The 20504-nt window shown below is 70.4% G+C and carries 21 protein-coding genes; 10 read left to right on the top strand and 11 right to left on the bottom strand.

The genetic code is table 11. The annotated features are described in order from the left end of the window. The first annotated feature begins 4 nt into the window (after positions 1–4). From M3667_RS07370 to M3667_RS07355, 4 genes are all read left to right on the top strand, one after another. Positions 5–517 (top strand): hypothetical protein, encoded by a 513-nt coding sequence (locus tag M3667_RS07370; protein WP_251506891.1) that lies wholly within the window; start codon positions 5–7, stop codon positions 515–517. After that, entirely contained in the window at positions 514–1023 is a 510-nt protein-coding gene (locus M3667_RS07365; RefSeq protein WP_251506889.1) for a hypothetical protein, read from the top strand. The genes M3667_RS07370 and M3667_RS07365 overlap by 4 nt, the downstream gene beginning before the upstream one ends. Beyond that, positions 1020–2228 (top strand): signal peptidase I, encoded by a 1209-nt coding sequence (locus tag M3667_RS07360; RefSeq protein ID WP_251506887.1) that lies wholly within the window; start codon positions 1020–1022, stop codon positions 2226–2228. Before M3667_RS07365 ends, M3667_RS07360 begins: the two co-directional genes overlap by 4 nt. A 109-nt stretch (positions 2229–2337) precedes the next feature. Then, positions 2338–2823, top strand: coding sequence for a Dps family protein (locus tag M3667_RS07355; protein ID WP_154096551.1), 486 nt, complete (start codon positions 2338–2340; stop codon positions 2821–2823). Positions 2824–2989: 166 nt separating this feature from the next. Here M3667_RS07355 and M3667_RS07350 read toward each other — a convergent pair whose 3' ends face one another. From M3667_RS07350 to M3667_RS07330, 5 genes are all read right to left on the bottom strand, one after another. After that, entirely contained in the window at positions 2990–4486 is a 1497-nt protein-coding gene (locus M3667_RS07350) for an amidohydrolase family protein (protein ID WP_251506884.1), read from the bottom strand. After that, positions 4483–5115: an FMN-binding negative transcriptional regulator gene (locus tag M3667_RS07345; protein WP_251506883.1), complete on the bottom strand. Its 633-nt coding sequence runs from the start codon at positions 5113–5115 to the stop codon at positions 4483–4485. The genes M3667_RS07350 and M3667_RS07345 overlap by 4 nt, the downstream gene beginning before the upstream one ends. 102 nt (positions 5116–5217) lie before the next feature. Further along, positions 5218–6210, bottom strand: coding sequence for an Fpg/Nei family DNA glycosylase (locus tag M3667_RS07340; protein ID WP_251506882.1), 993 nt, complete (start codon positions 6208–6210; stop codon positions 5218–5220). Next, a complete protein-coding gene (locus tag M3667_RS07335; protein WP_144835029.1) occupies positions 6210–6752 on the bottom strand; it encodes a ribose-5-phosphate isomerase in 543 nt (180 codons plus the stop codon). Before M3667_RS07335 ends, M3667_RS07340 begins: the two co-directional genes overlap by 1 nt. Positions 6753–6841: 89 nt before the next feature. Beyond that, a complete protein-coding gene (locus M3667_RS07330; RefSeq protein WP_154096546.1) occupies positions 6842–8029 on the bottom strand; it encodes a ferrochelatase in 1188 nt (395 codons plus the stop codon). 147 nt (positions 8030–8176) lie between these two features. On the opposite strand from M3667_RS07330, the gene pepN reads away from it, so the two are divergent. The 5 genes from pepN (at position 8177) to M3667_RS07305 (ending at position 14317) form a co-directional block, all read left to right on the top strand. After that, a complete protein-coding gene (gene pepN, locus M3667_RS07325; protein WP_251506881.1) occupies positions 8177–10744 on the top strand; it encodes an aminopeptidase N in 2568 nt (855 codons plus the stop codon). Between the two features lie 131 nt (positions 10745–10875). Then, positions 10876–11787: an ABC transporter ATP-binding protein gene (locus M3667_RS07320; RefSeq protein WP_251506880.1), complete on the top strand. Its 912-nt coding sequence runs from the start codon at positions 10876–10878 to the stop codon at positions 11785–11787. After that, positions 11784–12581 carry an ABC transporter permease subunit gene (locus M3667_RS07315; RefSeq protein WP_251506879.1) on the top strand — a complete coding sequence of 266 codons (798 nt, stop codon included), beginning with the start codon at positions 11784–11786 and terminating at the stop codon, positions 12579–12581. Before M3667_RS07320 ends, M3667_RS07315 begins: the two co-directional genes overlap by 4 nt. 63 nt (positions 12582–12644) lie before the next feature. Then, positions 12645–13871, top strand: a complete 1227-nt coding sequence (locus tag M3667_RS07310; protein WP_251506878.1) for a mechanosensitive ion channel family protein — start codon at positions 12645–12647, stop codon at positions 13869–13871. Next, entirely contained in the window at positions 13868–14317 is a 450-nt protein-coding gene (locus tag M3667_RS07305) for a globin (protein ID WP_308196440.1), read from the top strand. The genes M3667_RS07310 and M3667_RS07305 overlap by 4 nt, the downstream gene beginning before the upstream one ends. Here M3667_RS07305 and M3667_RS07300 read toward each other — a convergent pair whose 3' ends face one another. Both M3667_RS07300 and M3667_RS07295 read right to left on the bottom strand, forming a co-directional pair. Continuing rightward, positions 14318–15145, bottom strand: coding sequence for a DUF3106 domain-containing protein (locus tag M3667_RS07300; protein WP_251506877.1), 828 nt, complete (start codon positions 15143–15145; stop codon positions 14318–14320). Positions 15146–15336: 191 nt separating this feature from the next. Further along, positions 15337–16005 (bottom strand): hypothetical protein, encoded by a 669-nt coding sequence (locus M3667_RS07295; RefSeq protein ID WP_251506876.1) that lies wholly within the window; start codon positions 16003–16005, stop codon positions 15337–15339. Between the two features lie 54 nt (positions 16006–16059). Here M3667_RS07295 and M3667_RS07290 point away from each other — a divergent pair, with 54 nt between their 5' ends. Next, positions 16060–16929, top strand: coding sequence for an acyl-CoA thioesterase II (locus tag M3667_RS07290; protein WP_251506874.1), 870 nt, complete (start codon positions 16060–16062; stop codon positions 16927–16929). Between the two features lie 116 nt (positions 16930–17045). Here M3667_RS07290 and M3667_RS07285 read toward each other — a convergent pair whose 3' ends face one another. From M3667_RS07285 to M3667_RS07270, 4 genes are all read right to left on the bottom strand, one after another. Continuing rightward, positions 17046–17582 (bottom strand): thioesterase family protein, encoded by a 537-nt coding sequence (locus M3667_RS07285; RefSeq protein ID WP_251506871.1) that lies wholly within the window; start codon positions 17580–17582, stop codon positions 17046–17048. Continuing rightward, positions 17575–19254 (bottom strand): energy-dependent translational throttle protein EttA, encoded by a 1680-nt coding sequence (gene ettA / locus M3667_RS07280; RefSeq protein WP_144835008.1) that lies wholly within the window; start codon positions 19252–19254, stop codon positions 17575–17577. Before ettA ends, M3667_RS07285 begins: the two co-directional genes overlap by 8 nt. A gap of 58 nt (positions 19255–19312) precedes the next feature. Next, positions 19313–19819 (bottom strand): hypothetical protein, encoded by a 507-nt coding sequence (locus M3667_RS07275; RefSeq protein WP_251506869.1) that lies wholly within the window; start codon positions 19817–19819, stop codon positions 19313–19315. 87 nt (positions 19820–19906) lie between these two features. After that, positions 19907–20431 carry a single-stranded DNA-binding protein gene (locus M3667_RS07270; protein WP_251506868.1) on the bottom strand — a complete coding sequence of 175 codons (525 nt, stop codon included), beginning with the start codon at positions 20429–20431 and terminating at the stop codon, positions 19907–19909. Between the last annotated feature and the right edge of the window lie 73 nt (positions 20432–20504).

The raw sequence follows: 20504 nt of genomic DNA, 5'->3' as shown, positions 1-20504 counted from the left end.
CGCCATGTCGAAGCGCGACGAGGGCGTCACGCGACGGCTGCGCTGGGCGGGGCTGCTCGCGGCGGTCCTGGTTCTGGGAACCGGGACCGCCGCGGCACAGGCGTATTGGCAGGCGCAGAAGCCGTTGTCGGGCACCGTGGCATCCGGAGCCTTCGCGATCTCCGCGGTGTGGCAGGGAGCATGGTCGAGTGCCGTTCCCCTCTTTCCGGGTGAAACGCGTGACTCACCCGTCTTGACGGTGACCGAGACGGGGGCCGCCGGCACCACTCTGCGCTGGCGCCTGGCTCCGACCGTGTCCGCTTCGTCGAGCGTGACGACCGAGCTGTACGTGGGAGGGTGCGGAAGCTCCACCATCATCGCCGCCGGCGCGTCCTATGCTCCGCCCGGCGGATTCGCGCCGGGACAATCGGTCGACCTGTGCTTGCGCGTCACCCTGAAAGCGGACGCGCCCTCGAGCATCCAAGGCACCGCCTTGACCCCATCCGTCTCGGTGAAGGCCATTCAGGTGACGCAATGATCGCGCGGAATCATCTGCACCGTCGCCTCGGGATCGGGGTGGCTGCGGCGGTGCTCGTCCTCGCCGCGCCCGCTGTCGGACCCGCGTCGGCGGCGTGGGAGGCGGAGGCGACGGCTGCGGCGCCGGCGCTCACGGCAGGTGCTCTGACGGCGCCCGTCATCGGCTGCGCCACTGGAGGCACGGTCCTCGCACCCACCGCCACCCTGTCGTGGAACACGGTGGCCCGCGCGACGGGGTACCGCCTCACTCTCACTTATCCACCGACCGGGGCCACGAGGGTCCTCGTCGACAGACAGACGGCGACCTCGCTGAGGATCGACACCGGTCTGCTCGAGAGCGTCCTCGGCGGGCTGCTGACGACCTTTCTCGGCTCGACGCCCTCCGTCGTCACCGTTCAAGCCCTCACCGACGGCGCGTGGGTGTCGGTGCCGAGCAACGGTGCCCCGATCGCCGTGACCGGGCTGCTCCAGATCGGATTGCTCGGCGGTGTGAAGTGTCAGCCGTGAACCTCCGACGCGACCACCGCACCACCCCGCCCGACGCTCCGTCGCACCGCGGCTGGGCCCGCGCCCGCGCGATCGTCGGTACCGTCGTGCTCGCCGTGGTGTCGCTCTTCGCGCTGCTCACGGTGGTGCTGCCCCTGACCCTCGGCGCGCAGACGTACACCGTGCTGACCGGGAGCATGCAGCCCGGCATGCCTCCTGGGACCCTCATCGCGGTGCGCCCGGTTTCCATCGACGCGGTGCGGGTCGGCGACGTGGTGACCTACCAGATCCGCTCCGGCGATCCCGCGGTGGTGACCCATCGGGTCGTCGGCACGACCAGCAGCATGGGAGGCGAACGCCTGCTGATCACGCGCGGCGACGCCAACGACACCGACGATCCCCCGGTGCAGTCGGAGCAGCTGCGGGGCACGGTCGTGCTCGCCATGCCTTACCTGGGATACCCGGGTGCCATTTTCGGCGGACAGGAACGCGGGGCGGTCGTCGCCGCCGTCGGTGTCGCGGTGGTGGGCTACGGCCTGGTGCTACTCGCCTTCGACACTGTCCGTGCGCGTCGCAGCAAGGCTGCCGGTCCGGCTGCCGGCGCGTTGATCGCAGTCCTCGTCTGCGCGCCGATCTTCTCCCCCAGCCCCGCCTCGGCGGTGGAGGGGACGGATGCCGCGGCGCCCGACCGACTGCTCGTGAGCGTGGACGGAGAGCGTTTTGTGCGCGACGGCTCGGTCGAGCTGTTCGGCGGGGTCGGCGAGCTCGTTCCCGGCCAGACGGCGGACGCGACGCTCTGGGTGCGCAACGCCGGCGCCGATCCGGCCCGAGCCGCGTTGCGCGTCGACGCCGCTCCGGCCTCCGCCACCGTGCCCGATGCGGCGCTGGCATCTGCGCTCCAGCTCGTGGTCGCCGCCTCGCCCGTGCCCGACGGGGCGGAGTGGGTCAGTGACATCATCCCGGCCGGACAGACGGTGCGCCTCGAGGTGGGGCTGAGGATGGACGCCGCGGCGGGCAACGCCTCGCGCTCCGCCTCAGCCACCGTGTTCCCCGTGGTCACCCTCACGCAGGCCGTCACCAGCCCCGAGCCACCGATCGCCCGTCCGCCGTCGGGGGTGCTGCCGTGGACGGGCGTCGGCGCGCCGCTCACGTTCCTCATCTGCGTCGCCGCCCTCGCGATCGTCATCGGAGTGGCGGTGCGGTCACGACGTCCCCAGAGAAGGTAAGGATTGCCTCTTCACCAGGTATTTAGCCGAGCCTTCTCTTGCTTGCGGAATGCTCCCGTGTGAGTAGCGTTGCACTCACAGACTTCGTTCACTGCGACAAGGAGCAGACATGAGCACCGTTCAGACCCCCGCCGCCACCACCGTCGACCCGACCATGGCCTCCGGCACCGCCCAGTTCCTCTCCCCCGTCGTCATCGGCCTCGAGGCCCTCGTCGTCAACGGCAAGCAGGCCCACTGGCACGTGCGCGGCTCGAACTTCATCGGCGTGCACGAGCTGCTCGACACCGTCGTGGCGCACGCGCAGGACTGGGCCGACCTGGCCGCCGAGCGCATCGTCGCCCTGGGTCTTCCCATCGACTCGCGCCTGTCGACCGTCGCCGCCAAGGCGAAGGCCACCGAGGTGCCCGCCGGCTTCGCGCAGTCCGACGTCGTCATCCGCGCCGTGATCGCCGACATCGACGCCGTGCTGGTCGACATCGAGGCCGCCATCGAGGGCCTCGACGAGATCGACATGTCGAGCCAGGACGTCGCCATCGAGATCAAGCGCGGTCTCGACAAGGACCGCTGGTTCCTCTTCGCGCACCTCGCCGCGTAAGACGGCTTTTCGGAGGGGGTGGTGCTTTTCGGCACCGCCCCCTCCGTCGTTGCGCCCCCGCGTGAGCGGTCACTTCGTGTCGCCTCGCGTCGCGCCGGGCGACAGAAGGTGACCCCTCACGCGCGTATGCGCGCGCGGCGCCAGCCCGCGGGTCCGGCGCCGCGCGTCAGACGCCGTGCGTCACGCGGCCGGCGACGAGAGTCGCTCGCACGGGCATCGCCCGCAGTCCGCGCTCGTCGGCCGTTCGCGGGTCGGCGCCCACGATGACCAGGTCGGCCAGTGCCCCGGGTGAAATCTCCGCGGGGGCGGTGGATCCGCCCGCGGTCGACGCCGCGATGGCCGTGTCGATGTCGACCCGTTGGTGCGGCTGCCAGGCCTCACGTCCGTCGCGGGTGCGGAAGACGGCGGATGCCATGGCCGCCCAGGGATCCAGCGGTGCGACCGGCGCGTCGGAGCCGAAGCGCAGATTCGCCCCGCTGTCGGCCAGGGCGCGCAGCGGGTAGGGCTGGGCGGATTGCTCGGCCCAGATGGCATCCGTCATATCCCGATCATCGAGCGCGTGCTCGGGCTGCACGCTCGCGGCGACCCCCAGACGGGCGAAGCGCGGGATGTCGGCGTGCGCCACGAGCTGCGCGTGCTCGATCGTGCCCACCGCTCCGGTGCGGGCGTAGGCGTCGAGGGCGTGGGCGTTCGCGAGGTCGCCGATCGCGTGGATCGCGCACTCGAGACCCGCCGCGGTCGCGCGCGTCATGAGGTCGACCAGCTGCTCGGGCGGCACCGTGAGCAGGCCGTGGTTGCCGACCTCGCCCGGGTAGTGGTGGGCGCACGCGGCGGTGCGCGTGCCGAGCGAGCCATCGGTGATCGCTTTGAACGGGCCCACGCGCACGAGGTCGTTCGTGGCTCCGCGCACGGGATCTCCGGTGCGCAGCCCCTCGGCGATCGCGCGGTCGAGATCCTGCGGGTAGGTGCCGTACGACACGCGCACCGTGTCGAATCCGCGGGCAACGCGGCGCTGCCACGGTTCGTCGTTCCACGTCATGTCGAGGTCGACGAGGCCGACGATCCCCCGGGCGGCCGCGGCGCGTGCCATGCGCTCGACGGCCCGGTCGGCGGCATCCGGGGCTCCGGCGTTCACGCGGCGCGAGATCTCGAACGCGGCCTCTTCGACGACGACTCCGGATGCCGCGGGCTCGAAGCCCTCGCGACGGAAGGCCGCGCTGTTCATCCACACGCTGTGCACGTCGGCGTTGATGAGGTAGGTCGGCACCTCACCCGTGACCCCGTCGAGCATCTCGAGGGAGGGTGCGTCGGGCCACAGCCCGTCGCGGAACCCCGCGCCGATCCGGCGGCCCTCGTCGTCGGTGGGGGCGAGCGCCATGATCGCGGCCGCCTCGCGGGCGGTCGACACCTCGCCGAGGGGCACGCGGTCGGCGACGAGAGCCCACTGCAGCGCGTGCACGTGGTGATCCCACAGCCCGGGCAGCAACCAGCCGCCCTCGCCGTCGAGCACCACGCCGGTGGGGCGCAGGTTGCCCGTCGGCGCAATGTCGACGATGTGTCCGCCAGCGAGCACGAGGTCGACGGGCTCGGTCGTCGGGAGGAACTCCCGGCCGGGTCCTGCCACGCGGACGGCGCGGACGAACGCGACCTGCTCGCCGATCACGGGCGCACCCGGGCGTCGGCGGCGCGGCGCATCTCGGCGACGAGCGGTGCCCGTTCGGGGCCTTCTTCGGCGAGGCCCGCGATGATCGTCTCGACCACCTCGGGCGTTCTGTTCTGACTCAGCTTGCGCTTCGCCGTCACGCGCGTCGGGGTGAGGCGGAACCCGACGGTTCCGCGCTCGAGACGCTCGACGAATGCAGCGTCGTTGGGCAGGCGGTACAGACCCCGGGCGTCGTCGCCGTCGCCTTCGAAGCGGTCGACGAGCCGTTCGAGCACGCGGAGGTTCTCGTCGGGCGAGAGCAGTTCCGGGATGCCGGAGAGGTGCGCCGACACGAAGTTCCAGGTGGGCACGGCGGGCACGTCACCGTACCAGCGAGGCGTGATGTAGCCGTGCGGGCCCTGCACGACGACGAGCAGCTCCCGCTCGCCGAGGCCGAGGATCGCATCGTCGGGCTTACCGACATGTCCGACGATCGTGAGGTCGTCGCGGGTCTCGTCGAGCATGACCGCGTAGTGCGAGGCGACGAGGCCGTCGTCGGTCTGGCTGACGAGGGTCACCCACGGGTTGAGGTCGATCAGACGGCGGATCTCTCCGACGTCGGTCATCGCGAAGCTCGGGTTCTGACGCACCGGATCAGCCTAGAACGCAGCGACCGGCCGCTCGCGCACCCAGGTCCCTGAGCTTGTCGAAGGGACCGCAACCCACGCCGCGCCCGGTGGCAATCCCCGAGCTCACGCCTGGCACTTCGGGCACCAATAGAGCTTGCGCCCGGCGGCCTCCTCCATCACGATCGCCGTTCCGCACACGCGGCAGGGCAGCCCCTCGCGGTGGTAGACCCAGTGCCGGTCGGCGCGGCGCGCCATCGCGCGGCGGTAGGCGGCGGGATCGAGCCCGTCCATCGTCATCATCTGACCGGTCTCGACGCCGATCGGCAGCAGTGTCGCCCAGTCGCGCCAGATGCCGCGCACGACCTCCTCGGGCACGTCGCGCCCCGGGGTGTGCGGGTTCTGTCGCGCGCGGAACAGCAGCTCAGCGCGGTACACGTTGCCGATCCCGCTCACGACGGCCTGGTCCATCAGCAGCAGACCGATCGGCGTGGGCTTCTTGCGCACCGTCGCGGTGAAGCGCTCCTCGCCCTCAGTGAGGTCGTCGACGAGCGGGTCGGGCCCGAGCTTCGCGATGGTCGCCTGCACCTCGTCGGGTGTCTGCAGTACGCACGCGGTGGGCCCGCGCAGGTCGGCGCAGGTGGTGTCGGTGAGCAGACGCAGGCGCACCTGCCCGACCACCGGCGGAGGCCACTCGTTCTGCTCCTCGAGCCCCGTCGTCTGCTCCGACATGCGCACGCGGGCGCGCCGCGGGGCGCCGATCGAGGTCAGGGAGTTCTCGCCCGCGGCATCCAGGATCGGCTCGTCATCGAGCACGGTGCCGCGCTGGTTCGTCTGCCCCATGCGGCCATTGGCCGAGGCGATGGTCGCATCGACGACCACGTCGCCCGAGAAGTCCCACGCGCCGTACATGCCGAGGTGCACCCGCAACCAGACGTCGCCGTCGAAACGGAGGAACATCTGCTTCGCCACGGCACGCACCTCGACCGCCTCGCGGCCGTCGATGACCGACGCGCCTTCGGCGAAGCGCCCCTGGGGGCTGGATGCCGCGACCGTGCGCCCAACGATGTTGCGGTCGAACTGCCGCGCGATGCGGTGGACGGAATGCCCTTCGGGCATCAGCCTGCCTCGGGGTCGAACGAGTCGCTGGCGTCGGTCATCGTGTTCGGCTTCTCGCCGGCGCGCGGGTCGGGCAGCAGCACCCCGTCCTGCTCGAACGCCGCCAGCTGGCCGATGCGACGGGCGTGACGCTCCTCGCCTGAGAAGGGGGTCGCGATGAAGCGGTCGATGAACGACGCGGCCTCGTCGAACGTGTGCTGACGCGCACCGATCGAGATGACGTTGGCGTCGTTGTGCTCGCGGGCGAGCTCGGCCGTGGAGATGTTCCACACGAGCGCAGCGCGCACGCCGAGCACCTTGTTCGCGGCGATCTGCTCGCCGTTGCCCGATCCGCCGAACACCACGCCCAGGGCGTCGACGCCCGCCGCCTGGTCGCGCACGACCGCCTGGGCCGCGCGGATGCAGAAGGCCGGGTAGTCGTCGAGGGCGTCGTACTCGATCGGCCCGTGGTCGACGACCTCGTGCCCCTGCGAGGCGAGGTGGTGCTGGATCTGGGTGGAGAACTCGAGACCGGCGTGATCGGTGCCGATGTGGATGCGCATGGGCCAATCCTATTGAGAGCCGCGGACAGCGAGGGCGGACATGACGACGCCGCCCGCCCCTCGGAAGGGACGGGCGGCGTCGAGCGTGGTCAGGGGCGGATGCCCGCGGCCACGGGCTTGAACCCGGCGCGGATGTTCTCGCAGCAGCCGGGGCGGCACACGTCGTACCAGGGACCGAGGTCGGTGACGTGCGGGCGCTCAGCCTTCGGGGTGCCCTTGAGGCGCTCCTCGACGAGGTCGATCAGACCCGAGACGTACGCGGGGTCGACACCGGGGGTCGGGGTGCGCACGGCCTTGATGCCGGCCTCTTCCGCGGCCTCCATGGCCTCGGTATCGAGGTCCCAGAGCACCTCCATGTGGTCGCTGACGAAACCGAGGGGCACGATCGCGACGGCTTCCACGCCGCGGCCGGGCAGCTCGGCGATGACGTCGTTGACGTCGGGCTCGAGCCACGGCTGGGTGGGCGGGCCCGAACGCGACTGGTAGACGAGCTCCCATTCGACGGTGGCCACGGCATCCGCCACCTCGGCCATGACGACCTCGGCGACGGCCTTGTGCTGCGCCTCGTACGCACCGCCCTCGCCGAACCCACCATCACGGGGGCCCGAGCGCTCGGCATCCGCCATCGGGATCGAGTGCGTGGAGAAGAGCACGCGGATGTTATCGGGCGCGATGCCCTCGGCGACGAAGCCGGACACGGCGTCTTTCACTCCGCGGACGAACGTGTCGACGAAGCCGGGGTGGTCGAAGAACTGGCGCACCTTGTCGATGGTCACGGTCTCGCCGAGGCCCGTCGACTCGAGCACGCGGGCGTAGTCCTCGCGGTACTGGCGGCAGCTCGAGAACGAGCTGTAGGCGCTCGTGGCGATGGCCAGCAGAGTGGTGTGCCCGGACCCGGCGGCCTCGGTGACGGCCTCTTCGAGGTAGGGGCCCCAGTTGCGGTTGCCCCAGTAGACCGGGAGACCCAGTCCGCGCCGCTCGATCTCGGCTTCGAGCGCCGCCTTCAGCGCGCGGTTCTGCGCGTTGATCGGGCTGATGCCGTCGAAGTGGCGGTAGTGGTGGGCGACCTCTTCGAGGCGCTCATCGGGGATGCCGCGTCCGCGGGTGACGTTGCGCAGGAAGGGGATGACGTCGTCTTGGCCCTCGGGCCCGCCGAAGCCGGCGAGGAGGATGCCGTCGTACGCCACGGGCGTCTCGACCCACTTGGGTCCGGATGCCGCGGCGGGAGACGCATAGAGGACGGTCTCGGGGGTGGTGTCCGTGTCGGTCGTGCTCACGATCACATCCTCGCACCTGCATGAAGAGCCCGGACGCGAGGTATCTCGCTACTAGGCTTATACGGTTGTCGTCGGCGCCAACAGCGTCGACGGTCGTGACGCCCATGGCGTCGTCCGCAATCCACCCAGATCCCCGGGAGAACGCCAGTGCCAGGAGAGAACCTGACCCGCATCGAAGCGCAGGAGCGCCGCGCGATCGTCGACACGCACGAGTACCACGTGCAGCTCGACCTCACGCGTGGCGACGAGATCTTCTCCTCGCGCACCGTCGTGACCTTCGCCGCCACCGAGGGCGCGTCGACCTTCATCGACCTGATCGCCCGTACCGTGCACTCGGTGACGCTGAACGGCCGCTCGCTCGAGCCGTCCGAGGTGTTTGCCGACTCGCGCATCGCGCTCGAGGGCCTCGCCGCCGAGAACGAGCTGATCGTCCAGGCCGACTGCGAGTACACCAACACCGGCGAGGGCCTGCACCGCTTCGTCGACCCCGTCGACGGCGAGGTGTACCTCTACTCGCAGTTCGAGGTGCCCGACTCGCGCCGCATGTACACGGTGTTCGAGCAGCCCGACCTCAAGGCCGCGTTCACCTTCTCGGTGACCGCGCCCGCGCGCTGGAAGATCGTCTCCAACTCCCCCACCCCCGAGCCGCTCGCCGTCTCCGACGACACCGCCCGCTGGGACTTCCCCGCCACCCCGCGCATCTCGTCGTACATCACCGCTCTCGTCGCCGGTCCCTACGAGGCCACCTACAGCGAGCTCACGAGCGCCGACGGCCGCGTCATCCCCCTCGGCGTGTTCGCCCGCAAGAGCCTGTGGCAGTACCTCGACGCCGACTACGTCTTCGACAAGACCCGTCAGGGCTTCGCGTACTTCGAGGAGAAGTTCGGCTTCCCCTACCCGTTCGCCAAGTACGACCAGCTCTTCGTGCCGGAGTTCAACGCCGGCGCCATGGAGAACGCGGGGGCCGTCACCTTCACCGAGACCTACGTCTTCCGCAGCAAGGTGACGGATGCCGTGAAGGAACGTCGCGTCGTGACGATCCTGCACGAGCTCGCGCACATGTGGTTCGGCGACCTGGTCACCATGAAGTGGTGGAACGACCTCTGGCTGAACGAGTCGTTCGCCGAGTGGGCGTCCACGATCGCCACCGCCGAGGCCACCGAGTGGGAGGCCGCCTGGACGACCTTCAACGCGATGGAGAAGACCTGGGCGTATCGCCAGGACCAGCTCCCCTCGACCCACCCGGTCGTCGCCGAGATCAACGACCTCGAAGACGTGCAGGTGAACTTCGACGGCATCACCTACGCCAAGGGCGGGTCGGTGCTCAAGCAGCTCGCCGCCTGGGTGGGCATCGAGCAGTTCTTCGCGGGCGTCGCGGCGTACTTCCAGAAGCACCAGTGGTCGAACACCGAGGTGGGCGACCTGCTCACCGAGCTCGAGACCACGAGCGGTCGCGACCTGGGCGACTGGGCCAAGAAGTGGCTCGAGACCGCGGGCGTCAACACCCTCACCCCGCTCATCGAAGAGTCCGGCGACCCTTCGACAGGCTCAGGAACCGTCATCACGAGGTTCGCGATCGTGCAGACCGCGCCCAGCGACTACCCGACGATCCGTCCGCACCGCCTCGGCGTCGGCTTCTACTCGCTGAACGATGCGGGAGCCCTCGAGCGCGTGCACCGCGTCGAGCTCGACGTCGACGGCGATCGCACCGAGGTCGCCGAGCTCCGCGGCATCCGTCGTCCCGACCTCGTGCTGCTCAACGACGACGACCTCGCCTACGCGAAGATCCGTCTCGACGAGCGCTCGCTGGCCACCGCCATCGCGCACCTGAAGGACATCTCCGACCCGCTCGCGCGTTCGCTGGTGTGGGGTGCGGCGTGGGACCAGACGCGGGATGCCGAGGCCTCGGCCACCGACTACCTCGACCTGGTGCTGCAGAACATCGGTTCCGAGACCGAGTCGACCACGGTGCGCACGACGCTGGGCCAGCTGCAGCTCGCCGCGAACTCGTACGTGGCCCCCGCGACCCGCGACGCCGCGCGCGAGCGCGTCGCCGACGGCCTGTGGGAGCTCGCGCAGAAGGCCGAGGCCGGCAGCGACAGCCAGCTGCAGTTCGTCACCGCGTTCGCGTCGGCGGCCTCCACCCCGGCCCACGCCGAGACGGTCAAGGCCCTGCGCGACGGGTCGACCTCGCTCGACGGCCTCGAGATCGACACCGACCTGTCGTGGCAGCTGCTGGTCTCGCTCGCTTCGGCGGGCGTGGTCACCGCCGCCGACATCGACGAGGCGCGCGCAGCGGACAACACCGCCAAGGGCGGGGAGTTCGCGGCCATGGCCAAGGCGTCGCTGCCCTCGCACGAGGCGAAGCGGGAGGCCTGGTCGTCGCTGATCGACAGCGCCGACGCGCCGAACACGATCGTGCGATCGACGGCCGCCGGGTTCACCAACCCCACCACCGTCGGTGTGCTGGCCGACTTCGTCGAGCCGTACTTCGCGATGCTGCTGCCCATCTGGGAGTCGCGCAGCTACCAGATCGCGCAGTACCTGATCGTGGGCCTGTACCCCGCCGCCCTGGCGAACAAGGCGCTGCGCGACGCGACGCGTCAGTGGCTGTCGCAGAACGCCGACGCCGCCCCCGCGCTGCGTCGCCTCGTCGGCGAGAACCTCGCCGGTGTCGAGCGTGCGCTGGCCGTGCAGGAGCGCGACGCGCAGTAATGCGCCACGCCTGATCGGATGCCCCCTCCCCTCGGGAGGGGGCATCCGTCGTCTGCGGGTCATCCTCTCGTCGCGCACGATCATCCCCACGGCGGACGCGGCGACGGGGTGGTCGTTCCTAACGTGGAACCATGATCGTTGCAGACAACCTCACCAAGCGTTACGGCGACAAGACCGCCGTCGACGGCGTCTCGTTCACGGTGCCTCCGGGGCGGGTCACCGGCTTCCTCGGTCCGAACGGCGCGGGCAAGTCGACGACGATGCGCATGATCGTCGGCCTCGACCGCCCCACGTCGGGACGCGTCACGGTCGCGGGCCAGGACTACCGCAGCCTGCGCTCCCCGCTGACCGAAGTCGGTGTCCTCCTCGACGCCAAGGCGATCCACACGGGCCGCTCGGCCCGCAACCACCTGCGCGCCATGGCCGCCACGCACGGCATCGGCCGTGAGCGGGTCGACGAGGTCATCGAGCTCACGGGCATCGCCTCGGTCGCCGGCAAGCGTGCGGGCGGCTTCTCGCTCGGCATGGGCCAGCGCCTCGGCATCGCGGCCGCCCTGCTCGGCGACCCGCACACGCTGATCCTCGACGAGCCCGTCAACGGCCTCGACCCCGAGGGCGTGCGTTGGGTACGGCAGTTCGTGCGGCACCTCGCCTCCGAGGGTCGCACCGTGCTGCTGTCGAGCCACCTCATGAGCGAGATGTCGCAGACCGCCGACCACGTCATCGTGCTGGGGCGCGGGCGCGTGCTCGCCGACGCCCCGCTGCAGGAGCTCGTGCGCACCTGGACCACCACCACGCTGCTCGTGCGCTCGCCCCGCCTCGACGACCTCGTGGCGGCGTTGAAGATGCCGGATGCCACGATCTCGGCGATCGAGCCGGGCGCGGCCCAGATCACCGGCATCACCCCGCAGACGGTCGGCGACATCGCCGCCGCCCACGGCATCCCCCTGCACGAACTCACGCCCCGCGTCGGCTCGCTCGAAGACGCCTACCTCGCCCTCACCGACGACTCCGTCGAGTACAAGACCAAGGAGCTGGCATGACCGCCCTCGCCTCCGCGCCGGTTCACCGCGCGGCATCCGCCCATCGCTTGAGCTTCGCACACCTGCTGCGCAGCGAAGCGATCAAGATCCTCACCCTCCGCTCGACGTGGTGGTCACTCGGAGTCACCGCGGCGCTGTCCGTCGGCATGTCCTTGCTGATCGCCGTGGCGACCAGCGGCATGGGCGGCGGCATGGCGCCGACGAACGTGATCCTCGCCCCCACGCAGTTCACCATGCTGGTCGCCGGGATCCTCGGCGCGATCGTGGTGACCGGCGAGTACTCGACCGGCATGATCCGCTCGACCCTGACCGCCGAGCCGCGCCGCGGGGCCGTGCTGCTGGCCAGGGCCTGCGTCGTCGCGCTCACCATGGCGGTCACCACCGTCGTCATCTACGCCGTCGCGATCGTCGTGACCACACCGATCACGAGCACGGCCATCGACTGGGCCGCGCCTGCCGACTCGATCGTTCCGCTCGCGCTGGGTGTCGTCTCGATGGCGTCCTTCAGCCTGCTGGGTGTCGGGTTCGGATTCCTCATCCGCAGCGGCGCCGGCGCGATCGCGGCGACCGTGGGCGTGCTGTTCGTGCTGCCGATCATGCTGAGCCTGTTCTCGATCGCGGGTCCCGACTGGATGTGGGTACTCGAGTCGGCGAAGTACCTGCCCGTCAACGCGGCGGCCGAGCTGACCTCCCCCGGGACCGAGAACCTGCTCGAACCGGCCCTCACGATGGCCGGCTGGGTCGTCGGCCCGCTGCTGCTCGGCTGGGTGGCGCTGCGCTCGCGCGACGCGTGACACCCTCGACGGATGCCTCGGCGCTCAGGTGGCGCCGAGGCATCCGTCGTTAGTCTTGATCCGATGTTCGTACTCGCCGAAAACCTCGAACCGTCCCCGTCGCCCACGATCACCTCCCCCGGTGACCTGACCAATCTCGACACCTGGGCCTGGATCGGCGATCAGCTGCTGGGCTTCGGCGGAGTGCTGTTGCGGATCCTCGGGATCATCATCGGGATCGCCGTCGCCGCGTGGATCCTGCGCGTGATCATCCGCCGCGTGGTCGACCGCATCGTCAACGGGGCGAAGAGCAAGGCCCGTGTCGACGACACGCAGGCCCTCGACCGCTCGCCCCTCAGCGCCGTGCGGTTGGTGCAACGCACGCGCACGCTCGGCACGATCCTGCAGAACATCGTCAACGTCATCCTCGTGATCGTCGCGCTCGTCTGGATCGCCGGCATCGTCGCCCCGAACGCCCTCGCCTCGCTCACGCTGCTCACCGCGGCGATCGGTGCGGGCCTCGGCTTCGGCGCCCAGAACATCGTCAAAGACGTGCTGAACGGCATCTTCATCGTCGCCGAAGACCAGATCGGCATCGGCGACGTCGTCGACCTGGGACTCGCGACCGGCATCGTCGAGTTCGTCAGCGTGCGCATCACGCACGTCCGCGACGTCAACGGCACGCTCTGGTACGTGCGCAACGGCGAGATCACGCGCATCGGCAACATGTCGCAGGGCTGGTCACGGGTCATCATCGACCTCGCCGTTCCGGTGGATGCCGACATCGACGACGTCGAGAAGGCAATGCTGTCGGCCGCCAAGACGATGGCCAAAGAGACGAAGTGGCGCTCGCGCATCATCGAGCAGCCCGAGATCTGGGGCCTGGAGTCGATAAGCGGCGACGCCCTCGTCATCCGCCTCGTCATGAAGACCCGCTCGAGCGCGAAGGACGACGTGGCCCGTGAGCTGCGGGCGCGGCTGAAGCGGGCGATCGACGCGATGGGCATCGCGCTCCCCCAGCTGAACTCGATCGTGCTCACCGGGGCCGAGGGCGCGCAGAGCGTGCGCGGCGCCCATCCGCCGAAGACGAAGGAGACCCCGGTCTCACCCGCCGCCAGCCGACCGGTGTGGCGCCCGCGCCGCAACAAGCACGACGCCGCCGACGACCAGGCGGAGCAGCCGACGGAGCCCAAGAAGACGAAGTCGCCGGTGCACGACGCCGCCCCCACGACCACCGTCGATCTCCCCGGGGTCGACACGCCCAAGCCGACGCCCCCGGCGACGCGGGCCGATGAGGAGGGCACCTCGTGACCGAGCCCGTCAGCTTCTACGACCAGGTCGGTGGGATGGACACCTTCCGCCGACTCGTCGACGCGTTCTACCGCGGCGTCGCCTCCGACGAGGTGCTGAAGCCCATGTACCCCGAGGAAGACCTCGGCCCCGCGGCCGAACGGCTCACGCTCTTCCTCGCGCAGTACTGGGGCGGCCCGACGACCTACGGCGAGACGCGCGGACACCCGCGTCTGCGCATGCGCCACATGCCGTTCCACGTCGATCCCGACGCCCGCGACCGCTGGCTCCGGCACATGCGCGTCGCCGTCGACGAGATCGCTCTGCCGCCGGCGTTCGAGGCACCCCTGTGGGACTACCTCGAGCGCGCCGCCTACGCGATGGTCAACACGTTCGAGCCGCGGGGTAGCGGCCCGCAGCAGGACGGACGCCCCGATACGGGGCTGCCCGTCCGCGCGAGCGACTGATCACCGACCGAGGAAGTCTCCGAAGCCGGGGATGTCAAGGTTCGACAGGCTTTCGCCGAACCCGCTGATCTGATCGCCCGCTCCCGATACGGCATCCTGGGCCCCTCCGGCCCATTCGCCGATGCCCGTTCCCTCGGCGAGCGAGGTCAGATCGATTCCGGATGCCATGGCCTCCAGGTCGACGCCCTCCGCGAGCCCCGCGAAGTCGACCCCCGACTGCATCGCCTGGGCGAGCAGGGGTGCGGCAACGGCGCTGACGATCGCGCCTCCCGCGACCGCGGCGAGCAGGCCGCCCGCGCCGACGACACCGGCGCCGATCAGACCCCCCTTCCCGGCTTTCGCGAGGAGGGACGACATGCGCCCCGGCCGCGCCGCCTCGGCCCGAGCCGCGGTGCGCGCGAGGTCGTCGGGCGCGTCGGACCGGGGCCGCTCGTGGGGTGAGAGCTCGGCATCCATCCGCTCCCGCACGTGCGCGCGCTGCGCCGGGGTGAGCCGGGCGAAGGCTTCGCGGTGCATCTGCTCGACGCGGTCGGGGTCGGCCGTGCGCAGCAGGTAGTCGTAGCGTGCGATGGCGGCGCGGTCGTCGGGTGAGAGAGCGGTTCCGGATGCCGTGCGGCGGCCCGCCGCGGGCGGGGCGTACCGATCCGCGGTGTCGGCGGTCGGGGCGCCGGGAGTCCGCGTGCGCGCGTCGCCGGTCACGGCGTCGGCGGCCGAGCGCACCATGTCGCGCCAATCGCGGCTTCCGGAGGCGGAGGGGCCGCTCTTCGCGGCCGAGGCCTTGCCTGCGGCTTTCGAGGCGAGGTCGAACAGACGGGAGAACGAGACCACGGGGATACCTCTCGACGGGCGGCATGCTGCCGCGACGTCAAGGTCTCCTCCGCCCTTTCGGACCGACCTACCCGGAATCCAACCGTGGACTCGTGATGACGGATACGCCGTGTCGGGAGTACTCCCCTTGCTGCTATCCACCGTAAGGCGGCCACCTTTGCGCTTCCTGGACGAACGCCCGGGAGCGCGGGTCAGCTGCCGGTGGCGCGCACCGCGGTCAGCCCCGAGCGCACCGGGCCGCGCACGAGCACGTGCCCGCGGGCGAGGCTGACGCGCGTCCACGCGCCGCTGCGGCGCACGGGCGCCTCTTCGCCGCCGGCGATGAACCCCAGCGCGAAGGCCGCGAACGCCACCCCCAGCGGCAGCCCGGCCAGTGCCTCGTCGGCCTGCCCCCACACCTGCGCGCGGATCACCCGCACCACGTCCTCACCCGCGTCGGCGGGGAGTGCGTCGGCGACGGCGGCGACCCCGTACTGGGCTCGCGTCGCGAGCACGGCGGCGTCGATGGCATCCGTCTGCTCCCACCCGCCCTGGGGCGGCGAGATGCCCGCCCACGCCGGCGACGTCGCCGTGTCGGGCAGCATGACGGCGTTCGCGTCGTCGGGGGCGGGCAGCAACGCCGATGCGTCAACGACGACATCGCACTCGAGCTCGGGATCGATGGCCGAGACGCGCAACCCGAGAACGGTGGGCGTACTGTCCATCAGTCCGCGAGGGGCGAGCGGCGCAGCGGTCGTCACGAGCACACCGCCGCGTGCCCGCAGACGCACCGTTCCGTCACCGAGACGGATCGTGCGACTGGCGAAGGTGAGCAGGTCGGCTGCCGCCTGCGGGTCGGGGAACAACAGGCGGGCGGACACCCGCTCTAAACTAGCAAGTGGTGCGCACCTCGCCGCGCCGGAACGGGAGTCAGCGTGACCGACGCCATCGATCCCGTGGCGTCTCTGCTCGCGGTGCTCGACCTCCGCGACGCCGGCGCCCGGACCACCGAAGACATCTTCACGGGCGTGTCGCAGGCCATGCCCACGGGCCGCGTGTACGGCGGGCAGGTGCTCGCCCAGACGATCGTGGCGGCCTCTCGCACCCTGCCGACCGAGCGCACGGTGCACTCGATGCACGGATACTTCCTGCGGCCCGGCGACCCCGCCGACGGCATCACCTTCTCGGTCGACCGCATCCACGACGGGCGTTCGTTCTCGACGCGTCGCACCCAGGCGTTCCAGGCCGGCGTGCCGATCTTCTCGATGATCGCGTCGTTCCAAGACGAAGACCCCGGCCTCGAGCATTTCGAGCCGATGCCCGAGGGCGTCCCGCAGCCCGAGGACACCGCGCCGGTCGACGCCGAGAGCCTGCACCCGATCAGCCGCCGCATCCTCTCGGCGAGCCCGGTCGACGTGCGTCACGTCGGCTCGTCCGTGTACGCGACGGTCGAGGGACTGCACGTTCCCCGACAGGCCGTGTGGATGAAGCTGCGTCGCACCGTCGGCGACGACCCGGCCGTGCATCGCGCGGCCCTCGCCTACCTCAGCGACCTGACCATCCAAGAGACCATCCTGCGCGCGCACGGCGTCGCGTGGAGTGCTCCAGGTCTGCGCGTCGCGAGCCTCGACCACGCGATGTGGTGGCATCGTCCGGCCCGCGTCGACGACTGGCTGCTCTACGTGCAGGAGTCCCCCAACGCCCGCGGCGGCCGCGGCCTGTCGACCGGGCGCATCTACACGCGCGAGGGCGTCCTCGTCGCGAGCGTCGCCCAAGAGGTCATGGTGCGCGTCCCGCGCGAGTGACCGAGCTTCCGGATGCCGCGGACTCACGGCATCCGGGATCTTTCACCGATCGCGGCGTCGACGTCGACGCTCCGATTCGCGTGAGTCAGCGTCTCGCGGGGCTGTGCCGCTCGCCGTCAGCCCTTGCTGGAGCGCCGGCGGTACTCGATCGGGTCGCCCACGTAGGGTCCCCAGGCCGAGCGCTCGGTCTCGCTCCACCGGATCGGACGACCGCTGGCGGTGTCGACGAGCACCACGACGGCGGTCGCACGTGCATAGAGCACGGGGGCTGCGTCGCCGGCGGGGCTGTAGACCTCGAAACAGATGTCTGCGCTCGAGCCGCCCATCGCACCGATCCACATGCGCACGTCGAGGGGACGCTGGCTGTACGGGACCGGGCGGAGATACTCGATCTCCTGCCGGGCGACGAGCGTCGCGCGTTCTCCGCCGCTCTCGAGCACGCTCATGTCGAACACGGCCGTGGGGAGCGCTTCGCCCTCGCCGTCGCCGCGCCAGAAGGCGCGGAGGCGCGCCTCTTCGAGCAGCTTGAGCATCGACGTGTTGTTGACGTGTCCGAGCGCGTCGAGGTCGCCCCACCGGAGGTGGATCGGAACGTGCAGCCGCGAGGGCCCGGCCGGAGCCGGACCCTCGCTGGGGGTGCTCGCGTCAGTCACGCGTGAGCTTGCGGTAGGTGGACCGCGACGGGTTGGCGGCGTCGGCGCCGAGACGCTCGACCTTGTTCGCCTCGTAGGCCTCGAAGTTGCCCTCGAACCAGTGCCACTGGTCGGGGTGCTCCTCGGTGCCCTCGTAGGCGAGGATGTGCGTCGCGATGCGGTCGAGGAACCACCGGTCGTGCGTGATGACCACGGCGCAACCGGGGAACTCGAGCAGCGCGTTCTCGAGCGAGCTCAGCGTTTCGACGTCGAGGTCGTTGGTGGGCTCGTCGAGCAGAAGGAGGTTGCCGCCCTCTTTCAGCGTCATCGCGAGGTTCAGACGGTTGCGCTCACCACCGGAGAGCACGCCCGCCTTCTTCTGCTGGTCGGGTCCCTTGAAACCGAACTTCGAGACGTAGGCGCGCGAAGGGATCTCGGTCTTGCCGACGGTGATGATGTCGAGTCCGTCGGACACGACCTCCCACAGCGTCTTCTCGGGGTCGATGTTGGCGCGCGACTGGTCGACGTAGCTGATCTTGACGGTCTCGCCGATCTTCAGCGATCCGCCGTCGAGGGGCTCGAGGCCGACGATCGTCTTGAACAGCGTCGTCTTACCGACACCGTTGGGGCCGATCACACCGACGATGCCGTTCGGCGGCAGGTTAAAGCTCAGGTTGCTGATGAGCGAGCGGTCGCCGAATCGCTTCTCGAGCTTCTTGGCGTCGATCACGATTCCGCCGAGACGCGGGCCCGCGGGGATCTGGATCTCGTCGAAGTCCAACTTGCGCGTGCGCTCGGCCTCGGCAGCCATCTCCTCGTAACGGGCGAGGCGAGCCTTCGACTTGACCTGTCGACCCTTGGCGTTGGAGCGCACCCACTCGAGTTCTTCCTTGAGGCGCTTGGCGAGCTTGGCGTCCTTCTTGCCCTGGACTTCGAGCCGCTGGCCCTTCTTCTCGAGGTAGGTCGAGTAGTTGCCCTCGTAGGGGTACAGGTGGCCGCGGTCGACCTCGGCGATCCACTCCGCGACGTTGTCGAGGAAGTACCGGTCGTGGGTGATCGCGATGACCGCACCCTTGTAAGCCTGCAGGTGCTGCTCGAGCCAGAGCACGCTCTCGGCGTCGAGGTGGTTGGTGGGCTCGTCGAGGAGCAGCAGGTCGGGCTTCTGCAGCAGCAGCTTCGCGAGCGCGACGCGGCGGCGCTCACCACCCGACAGCGGTACGACCGAGGCGTCGCCCGGGGGCGTGCGCAGGGCGGCCATGGCCTGCTCGAGCTGGGAGTCGAGGTCCCAGCCGTCGGCGGCGTCGATCTCTTCCTGCAGCGTGCCCATCTCGGCGAGCAGCGCATCGAAGTCGGCGTCGGGGTCGGCCATGAGGGCGGAGATCTCGTTGAAGCGATCGAGCTTGGGCTTGATCGCCACGCCGTCCTGGATGTTCTCGAGCACGGTCTTGCTGTCGTCGAGCTCGGGCTCCTGCATGAGGATGCCGACCGTGAAGCCGGGGCTCAGACGGGCCTCGCCGTTGGAGGGGGTGTCGAGACCGGCCATGATCTTGAGGATCGTGGACTTACCGGCACCGTTCGGGCCGACCATGCCGATCTTGGCACCGGGCAGGAACGACATCGTGACGTCGTCGAGGATCAGCTTGTCGCCCACAGCCTTGCGGGCGCGGACCATGGAGTAGATGTATTCGGCCATATCCGTTCCAGTCTAGGGGCGGTGACGCCGCGCACCGACGAGGGCGGGGCGGCCCCGCTCACCAGTTGATGGCGCGCGTCTGTCCGATCAGGCATCCACCCGACGACAGGGCGGGGAGCACCGAGGTGACGGGGTTTCCGATCGACGGACCGACCTGGCCGACCAGGCACTCGTCGCCCAGGCGCACCGAGAAGGTGATGCTCTCGGCGGGGTTGCCCACCGTCGTCGCATCGGCGGTGACCTGCATCGCCGACTTGTCGAAGCCGGCACTCACCAGAGCGTCGATGTAGGCACGGCCCGAGACCTGGTCGGGACCCGACCAGACCGATTGCACGGTCTGCGTGAACAGTGGCAGCTCGGCGGCGGCAGCGCTCGCGGAGGTCGATGCTGCGGTCGACGGAGCCGACGGCGAGGCATCCGCGTCCGTCGGTGCATCGCTGGCGACCGACGGCGCGGCGTTCGGCGTGGTCACCTCTTGCGGCGCGGGCGACGCCGTGCAGCCGGCGAGGCCCAGCGCGGCAGCGAGGGCGAGGACGGCGACGGGACGTGCGAGAAGGCGAGCCACGCGGTCGAGTCTACGGATTACCCCGAGGGAACCCGTCCGTGCGGAAACTCGTCGCGCCCGCTGTCGTGCCCGTCGCCGCCGCCGCGCTCAGAACGGGCTCGCTTCGCCCTCCGCACCCACCAGCGCGGGCTGCCTCGACTCGTCGGCATCGGGCGACGCGGTCTCCGTCTCCGCGCCCGGAATCGCCCAGCCGTCGGCATCGGTGACGGGGGTCGACGCCTCCGCCTGCACCGACGTCGCTACCGCGGTCTGCGGGCGCGGGGTTCGCGTGAACTGAGAGGTGCCCCACCGCAGGTCGTGTCCGATGGCGTCGACGACGACATCGGCGCTCACCCCCCGTTTGGTCTCGTTCTCCCATTCGCGCACTCGAAGCCGGCCGGTCAGGATCACCCGCTGCCCCTTGCGCAGCGAGGCGAGGGCATGCGCCCCCAGGTCGCCGAACACCGAGACGTTGTAGAAGTTGGTGTGTCCGTCGACCCACTCCCCGCGTTCCCGATCCAGCTTGCGCTCGCCCACCGCCAAGCGGAAGGCGGCGATCGGTTCGCCTCCGCGTGTCGCCCGCTGGTCCAACTCGCCCGTGATGTTGCCCACCAGGGTGATGTGATCGCTCATGCGTGTGTCCTCTCGTCGTGGTGTGCGCTCCGGCACCCGTGTGCCCGACGGGTGCCGGAGCCACGGCAAGACT

It is taken from the genome of Microbacterium sp. P26, from assembly GCF_023712585.1.
GTDB classification, from domain to species: domain Bacteria; phylum Actinomycetota; class Actinomycetes; order Actinomycetales; family Microbacteriaceae; genus Microbacterium; species Microbacterium algihabitans_A.
Note: the sequence above shows the minus strand (reverse complement) of the source record. Positions and strands in the feature narration are given on the sequence as shown.

Bases quoted from the DNA above. Each gene is read 5' to 3' on its own strand.
- M3667_RS07340 (WP_251506882.1), bottom strand. From the start codon at position 6,210: ATGCCCGAAGGGCATTCCGTCCACCGCATCGCGCGGCAGTTCGACCGC.
- ettA (WP_144835008.1), bottom strand. From the start codon at position 19,254: ATGGCCGAATACATCTACTCCATGGTCCGCGCCCGCAAGGCTGTGGGC.
- M3667_RS07310 (WP_251506878.1), top strand. From the start codon at position 12,645: ATGTTCGTACTCGCCGAAAACCTCGAACCGTCCCCGTCGCCCACGATC.
- M3667_RS07355 (WP_154096551.1), top strand. From the start codon at position 2,338: ATGAGCACCGTTCAGACCCCCGCCGCCACCACCGTCGACCCGACCATG.
- M3667_RS07365 (WP_251506889.1), top strand. From the start codon at position 514: ATGATCGCGCGGAATCATCTGCACCGTCGCCTCGGGATCGGGGTGGCT.
- M3667_RS07370 (WP_251506891.1), top strand. From the start codon at position 5: ATGTCGAAGCGCGACGAGGGCGTCACGCGACGGCTGCGCTGGGCGGGG.
- M3667_RS07335 (WP_144835029.1), bottom strand. From the start codon at position 6,752: ATGCGCATCCACATCGGCACCGATCACGCCGGTCTCGAGTTCTCCACC.
- M3667_RS07315 (WP_251506879.1), top strand. From the start codon at position 11,784: ATGACCGCCCTCGCCTCCGCGCCGGTTCACCGCGCGGCATCCGCCCAT.
- M3667_RS07320 (WP_251506880.1), top strand. From the start codon at position 10,876: ATGATCGTTGCAGACAACCTCACCAAGCGTTACGGCGACAAGACCGCC.
- M3667_RS07270 (WP_251506868.1), bottom strand. From the start codon at position 20,431: ATGAGCGATCACATCACCCTGGTGGGCAACATCACGGGCGAGTTGGAC.